Origin of the sequence: Microbacterium sp. K27, from assembly GCF_004794435.1 — a bacterium.
GTDB lineage: Bacteria > Actinomycetota > Actinomycetes > Actinomycetales > Microbacteriaceae > Microbacterium > Microbacterium maritypicum_A.
This window is the reverse complement of the sequence record NZ_SSDK01000041.1, coordinates 70,093-89,109: the sequence shown is the minus strand read 5'-3', so window position 1 is coordinate 89,109 and position 19,017 is coordinate 70,093. Positions and strand designations below refer to the sequence as shown.

General features: G+C 68.2%; 16 protein-coding genes and 1 tRNA gene. 10 read left to right on the top strand and 7 right to left on the bottom strand.

From position 1 onward, the window contains the following. Positions 1-57: 57 nt before the first annotated feature. Positions 58-654, bottom strand: a complete 597-nt coding sequence (leuD, locus tag DW307_RS11750; protein ID WP_021200427.1) for a 3-isopropylmalate dehydratase small subunit — start codon at positions 652-654, stop codon at positions 58-60. A 3-nt stretch (positions 655-657) separates the two neighbouring features. After that, positions 658-2,103 (bottom strand): 3-isopropylmalate dehydratase large subunit, encoded by a 1,446-nt coding sequence (leuC, locus tag DW307_RS11745; RefSeq protein ID WP_021200426.1) that lies wholly within the window; start codon positions 2,101-2,103, stop codon positions 658-660. Between the two features lie 191 nt (positions 2,104-2,294). Here leuC and DW307_RS11740 point away from each other — a divergent pair, with 191 nt between their 5' ends. Both DW307_RS11740 and DW307_RS11735 read left to right on the top strand, forming a co-directional pair. Then, the gene (locus DW307_RS11740) at positions 2,295-3,590 is read left to right on the top strand and encodes an O-acetylhomoserine aminocarboxypropyltransferase/cysteine synthase family protein (protein ID WP_029265471.1); all 1,296 of its coding nucleotides are present in this window, start codon (positions 2,295-2,297) and stop codon (positions 3,588-3,590) included. Further along, positions 3,587-4,900, top strand: coding sequence for an LLM class flavin-dependent oxidoreductase (locus DW307_RS11735; protein ID WP_029265472.1), 1,314 nt, complete (start codon positions 3,587-3,589; stop codon positions 4,898-4,900). The genes DW307_RS11740 and DW307_RS11735 overlap by 4 nt, the downstream gene beginning before the upstream one ends. Positions 4,901-4,907: 7 nt before the next feature. On the opposite strand, the gene DW307_RS11730 is transcribed toward DW307_RS11735, so the two are convergent. Then, entirely contained in the window at positions 4,908-5,405 is a 498-nt protein-coding gene (locus DW307_RS11730) for a DUF427 domain-containing protein (protein WP_029259080.1), read from the bottom strand. Positions 5,406-5,441: 36 nt separating this feature from the next. On the opposite strand from DW307_RS11730, the gene DW307_RS11725 reads away from it, so the two are divergent. Further along, positions 5,442-6,038 (top strand): LON peptidase substrate-binding domain-containing protein, encoded by a 597-nt coding sequence (locus DW307_RS11725; protein WP_136024828.1) that lies wholly within the window; start codon positions 5,442-5,444, stop codon positions 6,036-6,038. 39 nt (positions 6,039-6,077) lie between these two features. Here DW307_RS11725 and DW307_RS11720 read toward each other — a convergent pair whose 3' ends face one another. Further along, positions 6,078-7,082, bottom strand: a complete 1,005-nt coding sequence (locus DW307_RS11720) for a TerC/Alx family metal homeostasis membrane protein (protein WP_021200421.1) — start codon at positions 7,080-7,082, stop codon at positions 6,078-6,080. Between the two features lie 289 nt (positions 7,083-7,371). Here DW307_RS11720 and DW307_RS11715 point away from each other — a divergent pair, with 289 nt between their 5' ends. The 4 genes from DW307_RS11715 (at position 7,372) to DW307_RS11700 (ending at position 10,984) form a co-directional block, all read left to right on the top strand. Continuing rightward, positions 7,372-7,932: an RNA polymerase sigma factor gene (locus DW307_RS11715; RefSeq protein WP_029265475.1), complete on the top strand. Its 561-nt coding sequence runs from the start codon at positions 7,372-7,374 to the stop codon at positions 7,930-7,932. Then, a complete protein-coding gene (locus DW307_RS11710; RefSeq protein ID WP_029265476.1) occupies positions 7,929-9,077 on the top strand; it encodes a DUF4349 domain-containing protein in 1,149 nt (382 codons plus the stop codon). Before DW307_RS11715 ends, DW307_RS11710 begins: the two co-directional genes overlap by 4 nt. Before the next feature lie 117 nt (positions 9,078-9,194). Continuing rightward, entirely contained in the window at positions 9,195-9,743 is a 549-nt protein-coding gene (locus DW307_RS11705) for a helix-turn-helix domain-containing protein (protein WP_029259076.1), read from the top strand. After that, positions 9,743-10,984: an MFS transporter gene (locus tag DW307_RS11700; protein ID WP_029265477.1), complete on the top strand. Its 1,242-nt coding sequence runs from the start codon at positions 9,743-9,745 to the stop codon at positions 10,982-10,984. Before DW307_RS11705 ends, DW307_RS11700 begins: the two co-directional genes overlap by 1 nt. A gap of 65 nt (positions 10,985-11,049) precedes the next feature. Here DW307_RS11700 and DW307_RS11695 read toward each other — a convergent pair. Continuing rightward, positions 11,050-11,122 (bottom strand) — tRNA-Glu (locus DW307_RS11695). A gap of 150 nt (positions 11,123-11,272) precedes the next feature. Between DW307_RS11695 and DW307_RS11690 the strand changes: the two genes are divergently transcribed. From DW307_RS11690 to DW307_RS11680, 3 genes are all read left to right on the top strand, one after another. Continuing rightward, the gene (locus tag DW307_RS11690; protein WP_029265478.1) at positions 11,273-11,911 is read left to right on the top strand and encodes an MBL fold metallo-hydrolase; all 639 of its coding nucleotides are present in this window, start codon (positions 11,273-11,275) and stop codon (positions 11,909-11,911) included. Between the two features lie 2 nt (positions 11,912-11,913). After that, positions 11,914-12,810 (top strand): phosphotransferase, encoded by an 897-nt coding sequence (locus tag DW307_RS11685; RefSeq protein ID WP_136024827.1) that lies wholly within the window; start codon positions 11,914-11,916, stop codon positions 12,808-12,810. Positions 12,811-12,929: 119 nt separating this feature from the next. Further along, on the top strand, positions 12,930-13,856 hold the full coding sequence (locus DW307_RS11680; protein ID WP_136024826.1) for a S1 family serine peptidase: 927 nt from the start codon (positions 12,930-12,932) through the stop codon (positions 13,854-13,856). A gap of 20 nt (positions 13,857-13,876) precedes the next feature. On the opposite strand, the gene pepN is transcribed toward DW307_RS11680, so the two are convergent. Beyond that, positions 13,877-16,360 carry an aminopeptidase N gene (gene pepN, locus DW307_RS11675; RefSeq protein WP_136024825.1) on the bottom strand — a complete coding sequence of 828 codons (2,484 nt, stop codon included), beginning with the start codon at positions 16,358-16,360 and terminating at the stop codon, positions 13,877-13,879. A 51-nt stretch (positions 16,361-16,411) separates the two neighbouring features. After that, the gene (locus tag DW307_RS11670; RefSeq protein ID WP_136024824.1) at positions 16,412-18,880 is read right to left on the bottom strand and encodes a tetratricopeptide repeat protein; all 2,469 of its coding nucleotides are present in this window, start codon (positions 18,878-18,880) and stop codon (positions 16,412-16,414) included. Positions 18,881-19,017 lie beyond the last annotated feature (137 nt).

The following is a 19,017-nucleotide window of genomic DNA, read 5'->3' as shown; positions in this document are numbered from 1 at the left end:
CACTTCATTCACGGATTTCGGGGGCGGGTTGCCCCTGGCTCCCCCGCCCCCACCGTCTTACTGAACGGGAAGGGTTCGGGGCCGCCACGACTCGCGACGGGCCTCGAACTGCGCGATCTTGTCTTCGTTGCGCAGCGTGAGCCCGATGTCATCGAGCCCTTCGAGGAGCCGCCATCTAGTGTAATCGTCGATACCGATGTCGGCCTGGACGTCGCCGATGGACGCGGTGCGCGCCTCGAGGTCGACGGTCATCTGGACCCCGGGATTCCGGTCGATCTCAGCCCAGAACCGCTCGAGATCCTCTTCCGAGATCGTCGCGGCGAGCAGACCCTGCTTGCCCGAATTGCCCCGGAAGATGTCGGCGAAGCGCGGGCTGAGCACGACTTTGAAGCCGAAGTCCCGGAGCGCCCAGACCGCGTGCTCGCGGCTGGATCCGGTGCCGAAGTCGGGTCCGGCGAGAAGCACCGATGCCCCCTGGAAAGGCGCCTGGTTGAGAACGAAATCGGGATCCTGACGCCATCCGTGGAACAGAGCGTCCTCGAAACCGGTCTTCGTGACCCGCTTGAGGAAGACGGCGGGGATGATCTGATCGGTGTCGACGTTCGAGCGCTTCAGAGGCGCCGCGATACCCGTGTGAGTGGTGAACTTCTCCATGATTCAGAACCCTTCCGTGAGGTCGCTCGGGCTGGACAGGGTGCCACGGATCGCGGTGGCTGCGGCGACGAGCGGCGAGACGAGGTGCGTGCGCCCTCCCTTGCCCTGCCGGCCCTCGAAGTTCCGGTTGGAGGTGGACGCACAGCGCTCCCCCGGAGCCAGCTGATCGGGGTTCATCCCGAGGCACATCGAGCATCCGGCGAAGCGCCACTCCGCCCCGAAGTCCTTGATGACCTTGTCGAGGCCCTCCGCCTCGGCCTCCAGCCGCACCCTGGCGGATCCGGGGACGACCATGACCCGCACCCCGTCGGCCTTCTTCTTGCCCTCGATGATCGAGGCGAACGCACGCAGGTCCTCGATACGGCTGTTGGTGCACGACCCCATGAAGACCGCGTCGACCGGCACCTCCTTGAGCGGTGTCCCCGGAGTCAGATCCATGTACTCCAGCGCACGCTCGGCGGCGGCGCGCTCGTTCGGATCGTCGATCTCGGCCGGGTCGGGCACCGAGGCCGAGAGCGAGCTGCCCTGACCGGGGTTCGTGCCCCACGTCACGAAGGGCTCGAGCTGGTCGGCGTCGATGAACACCTCGGCGTCGAACGTCGCGCCGTCGTCGGTCGGCAGCGTGCGCCAGTACGCGACGGCCTCTTCCCAGTCCTGTCCCTTCGGCGCATGCGGGCGGCCTTCGAGGTATGCGAACGTCGTCTCGTCGGGAGCGACCATGCCGGCGCGGGCCCCCGCCTCGATGGACATGTTGCAGATGGTCATCCGGCCCTCCATCGACAGGGCGCGGATGGCGCTGCCGCGGTACTCGAGCACGTACCCCTGACCGCCGCCGGTGCCGATCTTCGCGATGACCGCGAGGATGATGTCCTTGGCCGTGACACCGGGGCGGAGCGTCCCCTCGACGTTGATCGCCATCGTCTTGAACGGCTTGAGCGGGAGCGTCTGGGTCGCCATGACATGCTCGACCTCGCTCGTGCCGATGCCGAACGCCATCGCGCCGAATGCGCCGTGGGTCGACGTGTGCGAATCGCCGCACACCACCGTGATGCCGGGCATCGTCAGCCCGAGCTGAGGACCCACCACGTGCACGATGCCCTGTTCGGCATCGCCCAGCGAGTGCAGACGCACCCCGAACTCGGCCGCGTTGCGGCGCAGCGTCTCGATCTGCGTACGGCTGGTGAGATCGGCGATCGGCTTGTCGATCTCCCACGTCGGGGTGTTGTGATCCTCGGTGGCGATCGTGAGATCGAGACGGCGCAGCGGGCGGTCTTCGCTGCGCAGTCCGTCGAAGGCTTGCGGGCTGGTGACCTCGTGCACCAGATGCAGGTCGATGTAGATGAGATCCGGCTCGCCGTTCTCACCCTTCACGACGAGATGGTCGTCCCAGACCTTCTCTGCGAGAGTTCTGCGGCGTGCGGAATCGGCACCGTTTGCGGGGGTGGTCATTGCGTGTCTCCTGTGGCTGGCGGTTCGGCCCACGATGGACTCCGCGACGAGGAGGGGCTCAGAACGAGGTCTCGTCGCGGCGCCTAAGAAGAAGGAGGACGGCCCGCATGACGTCAGATTACCACCGCTGGGACATGCTCCTCCCCGTCATGACACTCTGTTGAGCACCCCGACCGACCGAGAGGCACCGCATGACCGTCGACTCCGCCCGCTTCGCCACACGCGCGGTCCATGCGGCGAGAACCCGCGAGACTGCGGCGTCGCGCGCGACGCCGATCTACCTGACGGCGGGCTTCGAGTTCGACGACTTCGATCACGCAGCCGATCATTTCCGCACAGGGACAGGCTTCGGATACACGCGCACCGGGAACCCCACGGTGCGCGCGGTGGAACGGCAACTGGCCGCCCTCGAATCGGGAGCGGACGCCGTGCTCGTCGCCAGCGGCCAGGCGGCGGTCGCCACTGCCCTGCTGACCGTCGCGGGCGCCGGCGATCACATCGTGTCGTCCACGCACATCTACGAAGGCACCAGAGGCCTGTTCCTCGACAACCTTGCGCGGCTCGACATCGAGACGACGTTCGTCGACGACATCGCCGATCCGGAGGCCTGGCGCTCGGCGATACGCCCGAACACCCGTGCGCTGTTCGCCGAATCGCTCGCCAACGCGCGCAACGACGTGCTCGACATCCGCACCGTCAGCGGCATCGGCGACGAGCACGCCATCCCGCTCATCGTGGACAACACGCTGGCCACGCCTGCGTTGCTGCGGCCTCTCGAGCACGGAGCTGCGATCGTGGTCCACTCCGCGTCGAAGTTCCTCGCCGGTCACGGCTCCGTGCTCGGTGGCGTGCTCGTCGACGACGGACGCTTCGACGCCGAGCTGGCGGGCCACAACGCCCCCCACCTCGTACTTCCCGGTCGGGGCGAGACGCCCAGTGTCTTCGCGCGACACGGCGGTCGTGCCCGCATCGCGTACGCCAGGGAGTCGGTGGCTCCGCGCTTCGGCGCCTCTCCCTCGCCGCTCAACGCCTTCCTGATCGGACAGGGCGTGGAGACGCTCGGACTCCGGGTCGAGCGTCAGTCCCGCAATGCTCTGCAGATCGCCCGGTGGCTGGAGCAGCACGAGGCCATCGAGAGCGTGGACTACGTCGGACTCCCCTCCCACCCCGACCACGCGCTCGGGAAGCGCTACCTCGACGGCGGTTCCGGCTCGATCTTCACCTTCACCCTTCGGGGCGGACTTCCCGCAGCGCGCCGCTTCGTCGAGGATGTCCAGGTCTTCACCCACATGACCCACATCGGAGACGTCCGTTCCCTGGTGCTGCATCCGGGGACAACGAGTCATGCGCAGCGCACCGACGAAGAACGCGAGATCCTCGGCGTCGGACCGGGCACCCTCCGCCTGTCGATCGGCATCGAGGACGTCGACGATCTTCTCTCCGACCTGTCTCGCGTGCTCCAGGGTGTGCGGGAGACGGTGGCATGACCCGCCCTCAGCACTTCGGCTGGTTCCTCGCCCGTGGCTTCGGCCCGCAGGGTTGGGGGTATCCGTCGCTCGACTGGGACTACGACTGGACGCGTCCCGAGATCTATCAGGAAGCCGCGCGGACGCTCGAACAGGCCGGGTTCGATCTGGTCATCATCGAGGACGCACCATCTCTGGGATCGCCTTCGACGATCGACCTGCGGGTGCGGCACGCTTTCGGCGGGCCGAAGCATGATCCGCTCCTCCTCGCGCCGTACCTCTTCCAGGCGACCAGGCATCTCGGCGTGGTCCCGACGGTGAATCCCGCCGCCTCCCTCCCCTACACGGCGGCGCGGCAGTTCGCGACCTTGCAGCACCTCAGCGGTCACCGGCTCGGACTCAACGTCGTCACCGACACCGGCAGCGCCCGCCACTTCTCCGACGCGACGCAGCTGGGACACGACGAAGCGTACGACCGCGCCGAGGAATGGCTCACCGGCATCCGCTCGCTCTGGCGCAGCTGGGATGACGGGGCCCTCGTCGCCGACCGCGAGACCGATGTCTTCGCCGATGGCACGCGGTTGCGGGCCGTCACGCACCGGGGCGAATACTTCGCGTTCGACGGACCGCTGAACGCCGTGCCGTTCACCGAGGGGGAACCCGCGATCGTCTCACCCGGGGGCTCGGGTCGAGGACTCGGCTTCGCCGGCGCGAACTCCGACGTACAGCTGGCGCTCGCCCCGCTGCACGAGAAGTCCGTGCGCGACTACCGCGCCAAGGTGCACGAGGCGGCGGTCGCGAAAGGCCGACGTCCGGACGACATCAAGATCCTCTTCGCCATCCAGCCCGTGATCACGTCGTCGAGCGACGAAGCCGATCGCATCGTCGCGGCCTCTACGCACCCCGACGACGCCGCGCTCGTGCAGATCGCCCGCAAGCAGTCGAGTGATCTCGAGACCGACCTGACGTCACTCGACCTCGACCGGCCGCTCGACCTCTCGATCTTCGGCGCCCATGTCTCGCGGGGCAGCATCCAGCGCCTGATCGGCGACCGCGGGGAGGACGCCCCGCTGCGTGCGCATCTGAGCGCGCTCGCCCGCGCCGGTCGCCTCAAGGATCGCACCGGATTCGTCGGCACCGCTGAGGAGTTCGCAGACCTGATCGACGAGCTCGGCGACTGGGGCAACGACGGCGTGCTGCTGTGGGGCGACTTCCACCCCGTGACGCTGCACCGGACGCTCGATGAGCTCGTACCCGTTCTGCGCCGCCGCGGGATCCTCCGACGCGAATACGCAGAGGGTGGCCTGCAGGCGAACCTGCGCGCGTTCTGATCGGCGGTCACCAGCCCAGGGAACCGGGATCGCCCTTGAAAGGGCCGACGACGGACGAGGTGACCCAGCCGCCGTAGAACCCACCCGGCTGTGGCGTCGCGATCTCGTCGCCCACCGTGCACTCGTCCATCGGGGCCGCGTACACGGCGATCCGATCGGTCAGCGCCTCGAATCCCGGTGTCGGATTCGGATAGTTCCAGGCGGCGCCCCGGCGCACGGTGCCGCCGTTGCGCACGTCGAAGTAGCGGGCCGCGCCCTTGAACTCGCAGAACGATGCGCCATCGGCCTCGACCAGTGCACCGGGGACGAAGTCGGCGATCGGAAGGTAATACACGGGAGGGTGGCTCGTCTCCAGCACGCGCACCGCACGACGGGTATCGGCGATCAGGTCTCCGCCGAGGCGGATCGTGACGCGCTCCGTGACCGGCTCGACGCGCGGGGGCCTCGGGTAGTCCCAGACGGATTCCTGTCCGGCGGCGGGGGCGATGGGGCGAGGTCGACGCATCTGTTCACTTTACGTCTCTCGGTGTTGACTGGTGCCGTGACCGTCATCCCGATGTTCCCCCTCGGCTCCGTGCATTTCCCGCATACGCCGCTCCCCCTCCGCGTGTTCGAGCCGCGCTACCTCACGATGATCGGCCGGCTCCTGGATGAGGAGGACCCTCGATTCGGGGTCGTTCTCATCGAACGCGGTCACGAGGTCGGCGGGGGTGATCGGCGCAGTCCTATCGGGACGATGGCCCGGCTGGTGAACGTATCCGCCGGTGCGGATGCGTTGCTCGCCGTAGCCGTCGGCACCGACCGCTTCACGGTCGAGGAGTGGCTCGATGACGACCCCTTCCCCCGCGCCGAGGTGACGTCGCTGTCCGCGCTCGAATGGAACGACGAGCTCACTCCGCTCCGCACTGAAGCCGAGGCGATCGTGCGCCGCACTCTCGCACGCGCCCCCGGAGCGCAGTGGGACGCCGACACCGAGATCTCGGACGAGCCGGTCGCCGCGGCCTGGCAGCTCGCGGCGATCGCTCCCCTGGGCGAGTACGACAGATATGCACTGCTGAACTCCACCACGATGGGTGGGCTGCTTCGTCAGATCATCGACCTCACCCTAGACGCCGAGCTTCTGTGGTCACGCGGATGAGAGGAGAGGCGTCCGCTGGCGAGCGTGCCGCCGCCGGCGTCACTCCACGGTCGTGGATCGCCTCGCCACGCGCTTCTCACGGGACGACGCGATCAGGCTTGCGACCGTCGCGATGGTCATCGAGGCCAGGATCACGCCGAGCGAGACCATGTTGCTGATGTCGGGCACCCACTCGACGTGCTCGCCGCCGTTGATGAACGGCAGTTCGTTGACGTGCAGGGCGTGCAGGATCAGCTTGATGCCGATGAAACCGAGGATGACGGCGATGCCGTAGTGCAGGTAGCGCAACCGGTCGAGCAGGTCGCCGAGCAGGAAGTAGAGCTGGCGGAGCCCCATCAGCGCGAAGATGTTAGCGGCGAAGACGAGGAAGCCGTTCGTGGTGATCTCGAAGATCGCGGGGATGGAGTCGATCGCGAAGATCAGATCGGTCACGCCGATGGTGATGAAGACGATGACCATCGGCGTCCACATGCGCTTGCCGTCCACCGTGGTGCGGATCTTCGAGCCGTCGTAGGTCTCGCTGATGTCCACCCGGCGACGCAGCAGCCGCACGATGAAGTTCTCACGCTGCACCTCGCCCTCGTGGTCGCCGTCCGGCATGGCCTGGCGGATCGCGGTCCAGATGAGGAAGGCGCCGAAGATGTAGAAGATCGGCGAGAAGTTCTCGACGATCGCGACGCCGGCGAGGATGAAGAGCCCTCGCAGGACGAGCGCGATGATGATGCCGATCATCAAGACCTGCTGCTGCAGCCGTCGCGGAACGGCGAACTGGGCCATGATCAGCACGAAGACGAACAGATTGTCGATGGAGAGGCTGTACTCCAACGCCCATCCGGTGATGAAGTCGCCGGCGTTCTGCCAGCCCCCGACGTTTCCGAGGAGCACGGCGAACAACAGCGCGAGGCCCACGTAGAAGACCACCCAGAGTGTGGATTCCTTCGTCGACGGGATGTGCGGCCGGAGCCGGATGAGGAGCAGGTCGCCGATCAGGATGATCGTGAGGACGATCATCGAGGTGATCTCGAACCAGACGGGAATATCCAAGGGCGCACTGCACCTTTCGCGGAGGGGTCGGGAATGAGTCGAAAGTCTCTCCCCCGCACTGACGTGCGGCGCGCGCCCGGAGCAGCAATGACGGTGCTCGTGATGACGTTACGCGCGGATTCGGGATACTCCCTCTCGCCCGGGCAATGCTACCGGAGCCTCGGCATCAGCGGGAGCGGATGACGCCCGAATCTTCGCGCCCCACCCGACCCCCGGCTCCCGCATCGAATCTGAGACGATGGGGCGTCGATCGACACTCTCCCTGTGAGAGACACCGAACGGAACCGGGATGCCCCTGCAGACAGATGACCAGAGATGGGCGGCGCAGGCCGCGGCGGGCGACGAGAGCGCCTTCCGCGAGCTGTACCGCACACACGTGCGACCTGTGTACTGGATCGCGCACGGCATCCTCGCCTCGCCGGCCGACGCGGAGGATGTGACGCAGGAGACGTTCGTCGTCGCCTGGCGCAAACTCCCCCGTCTGGAGCTCCAAGGTGAGTCGATCCTGCCCTGGTTGGCCACGATCTGTCGCTTCCAGGCAGCGAATCGAGTTCGCCAACGTCGGAGGGATCAGGCGCACACCGCGGAGGCGGTCGATGAGACCCTGTTGCCGGACACGGTGAGCGTCGAGGAACAGGTCATCACGGCGGAGCTGGCTGCGCGGATCGCGCAGGAGGTGGGCACGTTGAGCGAGCTGGACCGCGAGATCTTCCGCCTGTGCGCGTCGGAGGGCTACGCCTATCAGACGGCTGCCGAAGAGCTCGGGGTGACCCACGCGGTCGTTCGGAATCGTCTCTCCCGAGTGCGCACGCAGTTGCGGGGCGCCGTCACGGAAGCGAGAGACGCATGAACGAAAAGACCCCCAGCGGCGACCTGCCCGACCTCTCGGACGAGACGATCGCCCGCATCGAAGACGCGGTCTTCGCCGAGATCGCCACCGAGCGGGCCCCCGCGCACGTCGGGAAAGCGCGATCGCGGACGCGCCAGCGGCGTTGGCTCACCGGCGCAGGCATCGCTGCGGCTTTCGTCGTGGGTGTGCTCGTGACTCCGCCGATCCTCGGCGCCGTCGGCGGGGGCACCTCCGTCACGGCCGACGGTATGAGCACTTCCGGCGGCTCCGTCGCCGATTCCGCTCCCTCCTCCCCCGAGCGGATCACAGGGATCACACCCGAATCGCTGCCCGACGGCGCACTCAGCTCCGGCACGGACGGAACTCTCCCCGGCACGGTGGAGTCCGGCACCGCGGAGGCCGACACCGGACGCCAGATCATCGCCACGGCGCAGGCGACGGTCCAGGTGAAGAGCATTCCCGATGCCGCGACGGCGATCGCCGCCCTGGCGGAGGAGCACGGCGGCTACGTCGAGAGCACGGAGATCGGGAAGTCGATCGCCGCCGACGGCTCCTCCGAGCCGGCCCCCGTTCCCGCCGATTCGGCGTACGGCTGGATCAACATCCGGGTGCCGTCGGCTGATCTGCCCGACGTGATCGCCGCTCTCGATGACACCGGCGACGTGCTCTCGTCGTCGACGTCGAAGCAGGACGTGACATCGGTCGCGATCGACCTCCAGGCGCGCGTCGACTCCACCCGAGCGTCGGTCGAGCGGCTCACGCAGCTGATGGCGCAGTCGGGAACCGTCGCCGAGCTGATCGAAGCCGAGGTGGCGCTGACAGACCGCCAGGCACAGCTCGAATCGTATGAGCAGCAGCTCGCCGCCCTCGACGATCAGGTCGCCATGTCATCGCTGCAGGTGCAGCTGACCAAGGCGAGCACGCCGACCACCGCCGACCCTGCCGGCTTCGTCGACGGGCTGACGGCGGGATGGAACGGGCTCGTCGTGTCGCTGAACGCGCTGGTCATCGCCCTGGGCTTCCTCCTCCCCTGGCTCGTGATCGCGGGCGCCGTCGTGCTCGTCGTCTGGTTCCTCCGCCGCGCACGACGGAACCGACGCCTCGCCGGCGCGACGACATCAGACGAGACGATCGTCGAAGCCTGACGCGGCCGGTGTCAGGAAGAGGCCGTCTCCCTGTGGCGGGAGCCGGCCTTTTCCTGATTTTCCGGCTTATACAAGAGCACTTGTGCATCTTGTGCACCGCGATTAGCGTCGTCTCCCGTGGAAGACATCTCCGTGATCACCGCCGTGCATCACCCGCTGCGCCGTCGCATCTACGACTACCTGCTCCTGTACGGCACGGCGCAGGTCACCGCGATCGCCCGCGCACTCGACAGCCAGGTCGGCAGCATCAGCCATCACCTGCGCATGCTCGAGCGCGCCGGCGTCGTGGAACGCGCCCCGGATCCTGCGGGCGACAGACGCACCAGCTGGTGGAAGGTCGCGCGTCGGGGCCTCACCTGGTCGACCGACGACTACGCCGATTCGCCCGCCGATGCCCTGCTCGCCAGAGAGGCCCAGCGACAGGGCATCCGGATGCAGATCGATCGGCTCCAGCGCTGGCATCGCAGTCGCCACGATCCGGCCTTCGCAGGGTACGACGGCTCGAACACCGAGACCACAGCCTGGGCGTCACCCGAGGAACTGCGGGACCTCTCCGCGCGGATCCTCACGACGATCCGGGAGTGGCAGGACGACATCGACCTCGACGATGGCCAGGACCGCGCTCCCGTCTTCGTGTTCGCGCACGCCTTCCCGACGGCGCCGTGATGTCGACCGTCAGCGACCCTGTCGAGATCGTCGCACCCCCCGCCTTCCGCCGCGATCGCCTGGTGCACGCGTGGATCGGCGTGAAGGCGCTCTCGGATGCCGGCGACGCACTCTGGACCATCGCCCTCGCCTGGACGGCCGTGCAGGTCGCCTCTCCCGCCGTCGCAGGACTGATCGTCGCCGCGGGAACCGTGCCCCGGGCGGTGATCCTGCTGTTCGGAGGCGTGATCGCCGACCGCGCAGACGCCCGTCGCATCATGCTCGTGTTCAACGTGCTCCGGGTCGGCGTCCTGGTCGCCGTCGCGGTCTGGGTGCTCACGACTCCTCCCTCTGTCGCCGTGCTGCTCTTCGCCGCGATCGCGTTCGGCGTCTGCGATGCGTTCTACGAGCCGTCGGCGGGCACGATCGCCCGCCAGCTGGTCAGAGCCGCCGACCTCCCCAGCTACGGCGCTGCAGCGCAGACGGCGTCTCGGCTCGGCACCATGGGCGGCGCGGCGATCGGTGGATTCGTCGTCGCGCACGCCGGTCTCGCCGGAAGCGCATCCGTGAACGCCCTGACCTTCACGCTGGTGGTCGCTTTCATCGCCATCTGGCTGCGCCCCCGCTTCCGTCTCGCCCGTGCGGAGAAGGAGACCGCTCTGCGCGGCATCGCGCGCGGGTTCGCCCATCTCTCCGCGAACCCCACGACCCGCACGCTCGTGATCGCCCTCTCGGGGCTGAACCTGGCCGTCGGACCCGCCGTCGGGATCGGGCTCGCCCTGAGGGCGCATGACGAGGGGTGGGGCGCCCAGGCTGTCGGCCTGTTCGAGGCGCTGCTCGGCCTCGGCGCCGCACTCGGGGCTGTGTCGGTGGCGAAGTGGCGCCCGCGGCACGAGGCACGGGCAGGTTTCTGGGCGCTGGTCGTGCAGGGCGCCGGAATCGTGGCGCTCGGCTTCGGGCCGGCATGGACCGTCGGTACCGCTGCCTTCGTCATCGGCGCCACCGCGGGGTACGCATCGGTGCTGCTGAGTGCGACGTTCTCGGCGACCGTCGACACCGCATATCTCGGTCGCATGGGGTCCCTCACCCGTCTCGGCGACGATTGCCTCATGCCGCTCGCGATGGCCGGGTTCGGCGCACTCGCCTCCGCGACCGCGCTCTGGGTGCCGTTCACCATCTTCGGCGGCGCGATGATGGCGCTGATGATCCTGCCCTTGAGCAATCGGACTTTCCGGGCGATGTCGTTGAAACCCGCGGTCTGAGCGCACGGGCACGGGGCGGCGGAAACAAGAAAGCCCCCGGCGAACCGGAGGCTTTCTCTGTTGTGTGACCCCAGCGGGATTCGAACCCGCGTTACCGCCGTGAGAGGGCAGCGTACTAGGCCGCTATACGATGGGGCCGTCTGGCGAAACGTTTCCGTCGCGCGACAACCGTTCAAGTATGCCACGGCGATTCTCACTGCGCCAAATCGGCGCCGCCCTGAGACGAATCCCGGGCGTGGCGCACCGATTCCGTTTGCCGTGGGCGACCTGAAGGAGTTGACTCATGCCATGCGCGTCACCAAGTTCGAACATGCCGCCCTCCGTCTCGATGCGAACGAGAAGACCCTTCTGATCGATCCCGGATCGTTCACGGCACCCCTGAACGACCTCACCGATCTGGTGGGAATCGTGATCACCCATGAGCATCCGGACCACTGGACGACCGATCACTTCGACCGCCTCCTCCGCGCAGCGCCCGGAACGCCGATCTTCGCGCCCGCGGGTGTCGCCCGCGCGGCCGAGGGATACGACATCACGGTGGTCTCCCCCGGAGACACCGTGGAGATCGGCGGATTCACTCTGCGATTCTTCGGCGGAACGCACGAGGTCATCCACGCCTCTCTCCCGACGGTCGAGAACGTCGGGGTCCTCGTGAACGACGAGCTCTACTACCCCGGCGACTCCTACGCGGTTCCCGAGGGCGTCGCCGTCGGCACTTTGGCCGCGCCGCTCGGCGCCCCCTGGCTGAAGATCGGTGACGCGATGGACTACGTGCTCGCTGTCGCCCCGCGCCGCGCGTTCGGCACCCACGACATGACGCTGTCCGTGATCGGCAGGAACATGCACCGACAGCGACTGCAGTGGGCCACGGAGCAGGGCGGCGGCGAGTTCTTCGTCCTCGAGCCCGGCGAATCCCTCGATCTCTGAACATGGCGGACTCCCCCGCCGCCGAGCTCACCCTCGCCGAGCGTGAGGTGCGAGAGCTCCTCCACGGTGTCGCGCCACAATGGGCAGCGCTTCCCCTGACGCGCGTCGCTGAGGGATGGGACAACGTCACGTGGCGCCTCGGGCCCGACCTCGCGGTGCGCATCCCCCGCCGCGAACGCGCGGCGCCTCTGATCAGGCACGAACAGCGCGCCCTTCCTGCGATCGCCCTCCGCCTCGCCCCCACGAACGTCCGCACCCCTCTTCCGGTGTTCGCCGGCGCACCCACGCCGATGTTCCCCTGGCCGTGGTCGATCGTGCCGTGGCTTCCGGGAAGCCAGGCGCTCGGTCGCGCCCGTCGCGACAACACCTCCTGGGCGGCAGAGCTCGCCGCGGTGCTCGTCGCCCTGCACCATGACGCGCCCGTCGATGCGCCCCGGAATCCCGTGCGCGGCGTCCCGTTGAGTGCACGTGATGAGAGCATCCGCTCGCGCCTCGACGACCTCGCCCCAGCGCTCGCGGAGCCTCTCGATGCCCTCTGGCAGACGGGCCTGGACGCCGCACCCGCGGCCGAGAGCACCTGGATCCACGGTGATCTGCACCCCGGCAACATCCTCGTCGACGGCGACCGCCTCTCCGCACTGATCGATTTCGGTGATGTGACCTCGGGCGATCCCGCCTACGATCTCGCCGCGGGGTGGCTCGCCTTCGACACCGAAGGCCGACACGTGTTCCGGCGCGCGACGGCATCGAGATACGACGACGCCACCTGGATGCGCGCTCGCGCCTGGGCAGCAGCCGTCGCGGCCATCCTCTGCCATTCGAGCGACGATCGCGAGGACCTGCGCGCGCTCGGCCACGACACCGCTCTGGAGCTGTCCGGCGGTTCCTCCTCCTGCTGAGGCCGCGCGCGTGGGCGGGCGACCGACGTGCGGGGCTCATCCTTGCCACAGGTTTTCGGACGTGGTGTACTGACTGCGCAGTAGCGTGTTACCCATCACTCATCTGAACGGAGATCACCATGACGACCGTACGATCCAGAACGAAGATGATTCTCGGCGCCGGGATTACCGGCGCCGCCGTCATCTGCGCCAGCCTGCTGATCGGGCCCGCAGCAGGCGCCACGACGAATGACGGCACGACGCCGCCGGACCAGGACGAACGCGCACTGTCGCGCATCATCGGGGGCCAGGCGATCCCGAACGACGCCTACCCGTTCATGGCTTCGCTCCAGGCCGGCGGCGACTCCTTCTGCGGGGGCTCGCTCCTGGGCCCGACGCTGGTGATGACCGCAGCGCACTGCGTCACCGGCACGGACTCCCTCACCGGTCTGCCGACGATCGACGTCGACGGCGTCTCGGTGGTCGTGGGGCGTACGGTGTTGTCCGACGGTACGCAGGGACAGGAACGCGGGCTGTCCGAGTCCCCCGGCGCCGAGCCCATCGTCCATCCTCGCTACCTCGCCGGCGACAGTGCCTATGACGTCGCCTTCCTCGTGCTGGACGCGCCTGTCCAGGGCATCGTCCCGGTGAAGCTGCCGACCAAGGGGACGGACGCCCTGCTGCGCCCCGGTCAGAGTGCGACCGTCATCGGCTGGGGGAACACGGACACCGCTCTCGCCAACTTCCCCGACCGTCTTCGTCAGGTACAGGTGCCGATGCTCGCGACTGCCGAGTGCGAGCTCAGCTACGGTGCTTTCCGGCCCGACGTCAACCTGTGCGCCGGGGTCGTCGGCAAGGACTCCTGTCAGGGCGACAGCGGCGGCCCCCTCTTCCGCCAGCCGCCCGCTCGCGAGACCGCCTATCAGATCGGTGTCGTCTCCTACGGGGACGGATGCGGCGGACAAGGAGCGCCTGGGGTGTACGTCTCGTTGAGCTCTGCCGACCTGTGGGACACGATGGCGGAGAGCAGCGAAGGCAAGGCCCTGAAGGAGGCCCTCGGACGCTGAGCAGCCGGGGCCGCGCAGGCTCAGTCCTGTGCGGCCCTGACCCGGAGGTCCCGCGCGAGGTGGTCGCGCTGCTCGACCACGAGACGCCGCAATGCCGCCGGCGCCGCTGTGTTGGCAGCCAACCACGCGTCGACGGCATCCAGGGAGTCCCCGGCAGGGAACAGACCGATGACCAGCCGTCGTGCGATCTCGATGCTGCGCTCGTCCCAGGCTTGGACGATCCTGGCGAAGTACTCCGCGTCGAACCCGGCGATCAGGTCGCGCCGCCCGCCGGCCCGGAAGCCGCTGATCTCGGCATCGAGGTGATCGTTGCTGAGCGCGAGATCCTCCCAGGCGGACTGCCACGCGTCGCGACGTACCGCCGCATCCGGGCGCGATGCCCGAGCCCGGCGTGCGGCTGTTCGACCGTCGCCCGTGTCATCCCGCTGCTCTTCGACCGCCACATCGGCCAGGTCGGCATGTCCGGTGGTGACGAGCGCACCGAGCAGCTGCCAGCGCAGGTCGGGATCGATGACGAGTCCCTCCGGCGCATCACCCTCGAGCAGTGCTCGCACCTGTGCATGATGCTCGTCGTCGAAAGCGGATGCGGTCGCGAACGCCCGTGCCCAGGAGAGCTGCGCGTCACTGCCGGCCTCGGCGGATACCAGCGCGCTCCACACGCCGTCGGTCCACGTCCGCTGCTCCTCTTCGCGGCTGGTCGCGGAGACATAATGGCGGATCGTGTAGATCGCGTTCGCGAGGACTCCCGTCAGCAGCCCGATATTGGACTCGTGAGGCGCATGGGAGCGGACGATCGCGAGATAGCGCTGCGCGGCGAGTTCGCCGTCCCGCGTCGCATTCCACAACGACGACCAGACGAGTGCACGGGCCAGCGGATCGTCGATCGCCGAGAGGGATTCCTCGACGGTGATGAGAGAGCCCTCGTCGAGACGCGCCTTGACGTATGTGAGGTCATCGTCATTGAGCAGGACGAGATCGGCCTCGGGCAGGTCGAGCTCCGTGCGTTCTCCGACCACGTCGAGCTCGCGCTGCTCACGGCGGACGATACGACCGTCCGCGCGCTCGTACAGCCCGATCCGGAGTCGATGCGGCCGTGGGTCGGTCTGCACGAGGATCTGTCGTCCCTCGGGGTCGGTCTCCGTCCAGAGCGTCGACACGCCGGACGTCTGCAGCCATGCCGTGGACCAGTCGCTCATATCGCGCCCCGACACGGCGCTCAGCTGCACCAGGAAGTCGTCGAGGGTGGTGTTGCCGAACGCGTTGGCCGCGAAGTAGCGCCGCGCTCCCTCGAAGAAGGCCTCGTCTCCGACGAATGCGACGAGCTGCTTGAGCACGGCGGCACCCTTGGCGTAGGTGATCCCGTCGAAGTTCAGCTTGGCGGCCTCGAGATCGGTGATGTCCGCCACGATGGGGTGCGTCGTCGGCAGTTGGTCCTGCTGGTACGCCCATGCCTTGCGACTCGCGGCGAACTTGACCCACGCATCGTGATAGCGCGTCGCGACCGCTGAGGCGTGCGCTCCCATGTAGTCGGCGAAAGACTCCTTGAGCCACAGATCGTCCCACCACGTCATCGTGACGAGATCGCCGAACCACATGTGGGCCATCTCGTGCAGGATCGTGTTGGCGCGAGCCGCGCGCTGCGCATCGGTCGCCGCGCCGCGGGAGAGGTACGACTCCGTGAACGTGACCAGACCGGGGTTCTCCATGGCACCGAGGTTGTATTCCGGCACGAAGATCTGGTCGTACTTGCCCCACGGATACGGGGAGGCGAAGGCGTCGGTGAAGAAGTCGAGACCCTGGCGTGTGACCTCGAGGATCTCCTCGGCCTCGAGGTGCGGAGCGAGCGACCTCCGGACGAACACCCCGAGCGTGACGCTCTGCTCGCCGCGCTGCCACTCCCCATCCACGCGGGAGTACGGTCCCGCAGCGACGGCGGTGATGTAGCTCGAGATCGGCAGCGTGGGGGCGAACTCCACACGTTGCACCCCGACGCCGAGGTCGGTATGCGTCGGAGACTGGTTGGAGAGCACCTCCCATCCGGTCGGCGCGTCCACCACGAAGGTGTACTCGGCCTTCATGTCGGGCTGCTCGAAGCATGCCATGACGCGTCGCGAATCCGCCGGCTCGTACTGCGTGTACAGATAGGTCTCATCGTCGACGGGGTCGTGGAAGCGATGCAGTCCCTCACCGGAACGGCTGTACGTTCCGACCGCTTCGACCCGCACGAGGTTGAACGCGGCGAGCCCGGAGAGCGAGATGCGTGCCCCGTCGTAGACGATCTCCTGGTCGACCCCGTTCACGGAGACCCGCTGAACGCCCTCGCCGATGAAGTCGAGCCACGTCGTGTCGGTGGTCGCGTCGAACTCGAGCGTCGTCACGCTGGGGAACCCGGTCCGAGCACGCTCCGGCGCTCCGGTCAGATCGAGCTCGACGCGGATGCGGTGCACGGTGACGGCAGCGGATCGCGCTGCGGTCTCCTCGCGGGTGAGGTTGGCTGTGTCCATGCTTCCATCCTGGCATCCGGAGGCGAGGCGGACAGACCCTCGTGCGACGGATCAGGCGTTCTGGAGACGATGCCCGATCTCGGCGTAGACCTGCGCCGACGCGTGAGCGCGTGCCTCGGCAGACTCCTCGTCTTCTCGCACCCGCGCGATGGACGAGAGGATCGCATCGCTTCGTGCCACTTCGGCACGATCACCGGTCGCCTCTGCGATGCTCCGGGCCTCCTGCGCGTGTCGTTCAGCCTCGTGCAGGACCGCGCCCGCATCCGCCGCGTCTTCCGTGTTCGCAGACAGCAGGATCTCGGCGAGGGAGTTCGCAGCCTCTGTCGCGATCAACGGCGAGCCCGCGCGCTCCGCCTCACGGAGGATCTGTTCCGCGGCAGCCTTCGCCTTCCGGACATCTCCCGCTCGTCCGTCGATACGCGCGTGCAGGAGCACGAGGTCGGCAGAGGTCCCATACTCGCCCGCGGTCGCCAGCGTCTGCATCGCAGTCGCACAGAGCTCGCGGGCGCGCACATCATCGCCTCGTGCCTCCGCGACGAGGGCCAGAGTGCGCCGGACGAAGGGCAGCGGCTCGCCATTCGACTCGTCCAACAGCCCGTGCAGCTCCACCTCCGCGTCATCGAGTCGACCGATGGCGAGGAGCAGCAGCGGGCGGTTGCCACGGACGACGGCGATGTTGAGCTCATCGCCTTCGGCCTGCGCCATGGACAGGGCACTCGCGTAGCGCTCCAGCGCCTCCGGATAGCGGGCGAGGATACGAAGGGTGTCGGCGTGATTCCCGGTGGCACGGCCCTCGACGATCCGGTCCCCCGCGTCCCGTGCGTGCGCGATCGCTCGTTCGTACGATTCCACAGCCTCATCGAGGTGACTCATCCAGCGCTGCACGTTGCCTATCTGATTCCACGTGCGCGCCAGCGCCGCACCCGAGGCGATGCGGCGCACGCGATTGAGGGTCACCAACGCTTCGTCGAGGCGCCCGAGCTTTTCGGCGCAGTGCGCGATGCCGAGGGCGATGTCCGGGACCAGGTCGAGCCCCACTCCTCGCGACGCGAGGTCGTGCAGCCGCAGCGACTCGTTCCAGAACGACCAGCGTGAGAGCGCGGGATGCGCCTCGATCGCCAGCCGCTCCACCGAGGAGTCGAGGCCGTGCTCGCGGGCCGCCGCCGCGACCGCGAGCACCGTCGTGACCGCACGTGCGGCGAAGTCGGGATCTTCGTGGATCCGCGCGAGCACCGCAGACGCGGACCTCTCCACGAACCCTCTGCGGGTGGACGACGGGCGCAGTGATCGTGATCGAGACGCAGCGAAGGCGAAGACCGTGTCGTGCATGCGCACTCGGCCGTCGCGCAGTTCGACCAGATGGCGGGCGTGCAGCCGGTGCAGATCGAGGGCGGACGACGCCCCGCCCGCGGCCAGGAGCACTCCTTCGTCGATATCCCTGTCCAACAGCGCGGCGTCCGCGAGCAGGGCTTCCTCGGAGGGGGACAGCGACCGGGTCGCCGCCTCCAGGACGGAGCGGATACGCAGATCACGAGGCTCGTGCTCGAACCGCGATGCGAGATCCTGGAACGACCAGCCCTCGTGCTCCCGCACGATCCCCGCCAGCATCGCGAGATCGAGAGGGAGACCCCCGCTGACGGCGACGATGCGGCGCAGCGCGTCCGCGTGGACGTTCACGTCGGCGTCGGCATCGGCGTCGGCCCCGGACGACGCATCATTCCCCCGGAGGAGATGGGTGAGGAGTCGGAGGGCTTCGGCGCTCGTCATCGGTGGGACGACGACCCGCGCCACGCGTGCACCCATCGCCGAGATCCGCTCCTCCAGGTCGGCAAGGTCGACTCGCGTCGTCACGATGAATCGCACACCGGGGACGAGCAGCGCGACCAGACGCCTGGCATCGCCCGCGTCCTCGATGATCACGGTCATGCCTCGCGCCGCGGACTGCAGCCCTTCGCGCAGCCGCGACAACTCGTAAGGAAGAGAGCGGAAGCCGAGGGTTCCCAGCATCCGCCGGAGGACGTCGATCGGGTCGGCTCGGGGACGATCCACGTCCGATTCGCGCAGATGCACGGTGAGCACGGGTGACGGACCGGCCAGCGCCGTCGCGAGAGTGGTCTTCCCCGCTCCCGGCAGACCGGTGAGGAGGAGGATATCGGCCTCGGGGAGCGAGGCCAGCAGCTCTTCCCGTCCGACGTCCGCTCCCGCCGCGTCCCGAACATCGAGCGTCACCTCGACGTGCACACCCACTCTCTCGCCGTTGAGGAGACGCGCGTTCTCCCGCCAGATGCCGGCTTCGGCATCGTCACCGCCGAGGGCGAGCACGATGTCGCCGACCAGGCGTTCATCGAGTCGCCTCCGCCCCGGGCGGAAGCAGTCGTACACGGTCACCTTGGGCGGCTCTGCACCGTCGCGCAGGCCGCCGATGCGACGGGCGATCTCGGCATACGACGGTGATCCCGCGTTCGCGCGCATCCGTCCGAGCCCCAGACAGAGCTCGTCGAGGTTGCGCGGCGCGGGCATGGGTCGAGCCTATGGCACGCCGTCGCAGCGACGGACGGCGGCCGTTCGGGCTCGTTCGGAGTCGGACGGCCCTGTGCTCATCACCCCTATGCTCGCTCGACGGAGAGGCCGACCGCGACCTCCCGGACGAGGAGACA

Excerpts from the sequence above, each read along its gene's own strand:
- leuD (WP_021200427.1), bottom strand. The coding sequence starts at position 654 with ATGGAGAAGTTCACCACTCACACGGGTATCGCGGCGCCTCTGAAGCGC.
- leuC (WP_021200426.1), bottom strand. The coding sequence starts at position 2,103 with ATGACCACCCCCGCAAACGGTGCCGATTCCGCACGCCGCAGAACTCTC.
- DW307_RS11740 (WP_029265471.1), top strand. The coding sequence starts at position 2,295 with ATGACCGTCGACTCCGCCCGCTTCGCCACACGCGCGGTCCATGCGGCG.
- DW307_RS11735 (WP_029265472.1), top strand. The coding sequence starts at position 3,587 with ATGACCCGCCCTCAGCACTTCGGCTGGTTCCTCGCCCGTGGCTTCGGC.
- DW307_RS11730 (WP_029259080.1), bottom strand. The coding sequence starts at position 5,405 with ATGCGTCGACCTCGCCCCATCGCCCCCGCCGCCGGACAGGAATCCGTC.
- DW307_RS11715 (WP_029265475.1), top strand. The coding sequence starts at position 7,372 with ATGCCCCTGCAGACAGATGACCAGAGATGGGCGGCGCAGGCCGCGGCG.
- DW307_RS11710 (WP_029265476.1), top strand. The coding sequence starts at position 7,929 with ATGAACGAAAAGACCCCCAGCGGCGACCTGCCCGACCTCTCGGACGAG.
- DW307_RS11700 (WP_029265477.1), top strand. The coding sequence starts at position 9,743 with ATGTCGACCGTCAGCGACCCTGTCGAGATCGTCGCACCCCCCGCCTTC.
- DW307_RS11690 (WP_029265478.1), top strand. The coding sequence starts at position 11,273 with ATGCGCGTCACCAAGTTCGAACATGCCGCCCTCCGTCTCGATGCGAAC.
- DW307_RS11685 (WP_136024827.1), top strand. The coding sequence starts at position 11,914 with ATGGCGGACTCCCCCGCCGCCGAGCTCACCCTCGCCGAGCGTGAGGTG.
- DW307_RS11680 (WP_136024826.1), top strand. The coding sequence starts at position 12,930 with ATGACGACCGTACGATCCAGAACGAAGATGATTCTCGGCGCCGGGATT.
- pepN (WP_136024825.1), bottom strand. The coding sequence starts at position 16,360 with ATGGACACAGCCAACCTCACCCGCGAGGAGACCGCAGCGCGATCCGCT.
- DW307_RS11670 (WP_136024824.1), bottom strand. The coding sequence starts at position 18,880 with ATGCCCGCGCCGCGCAACCTCGACGAGCTCTGTCTGGGGCTCGGACGG.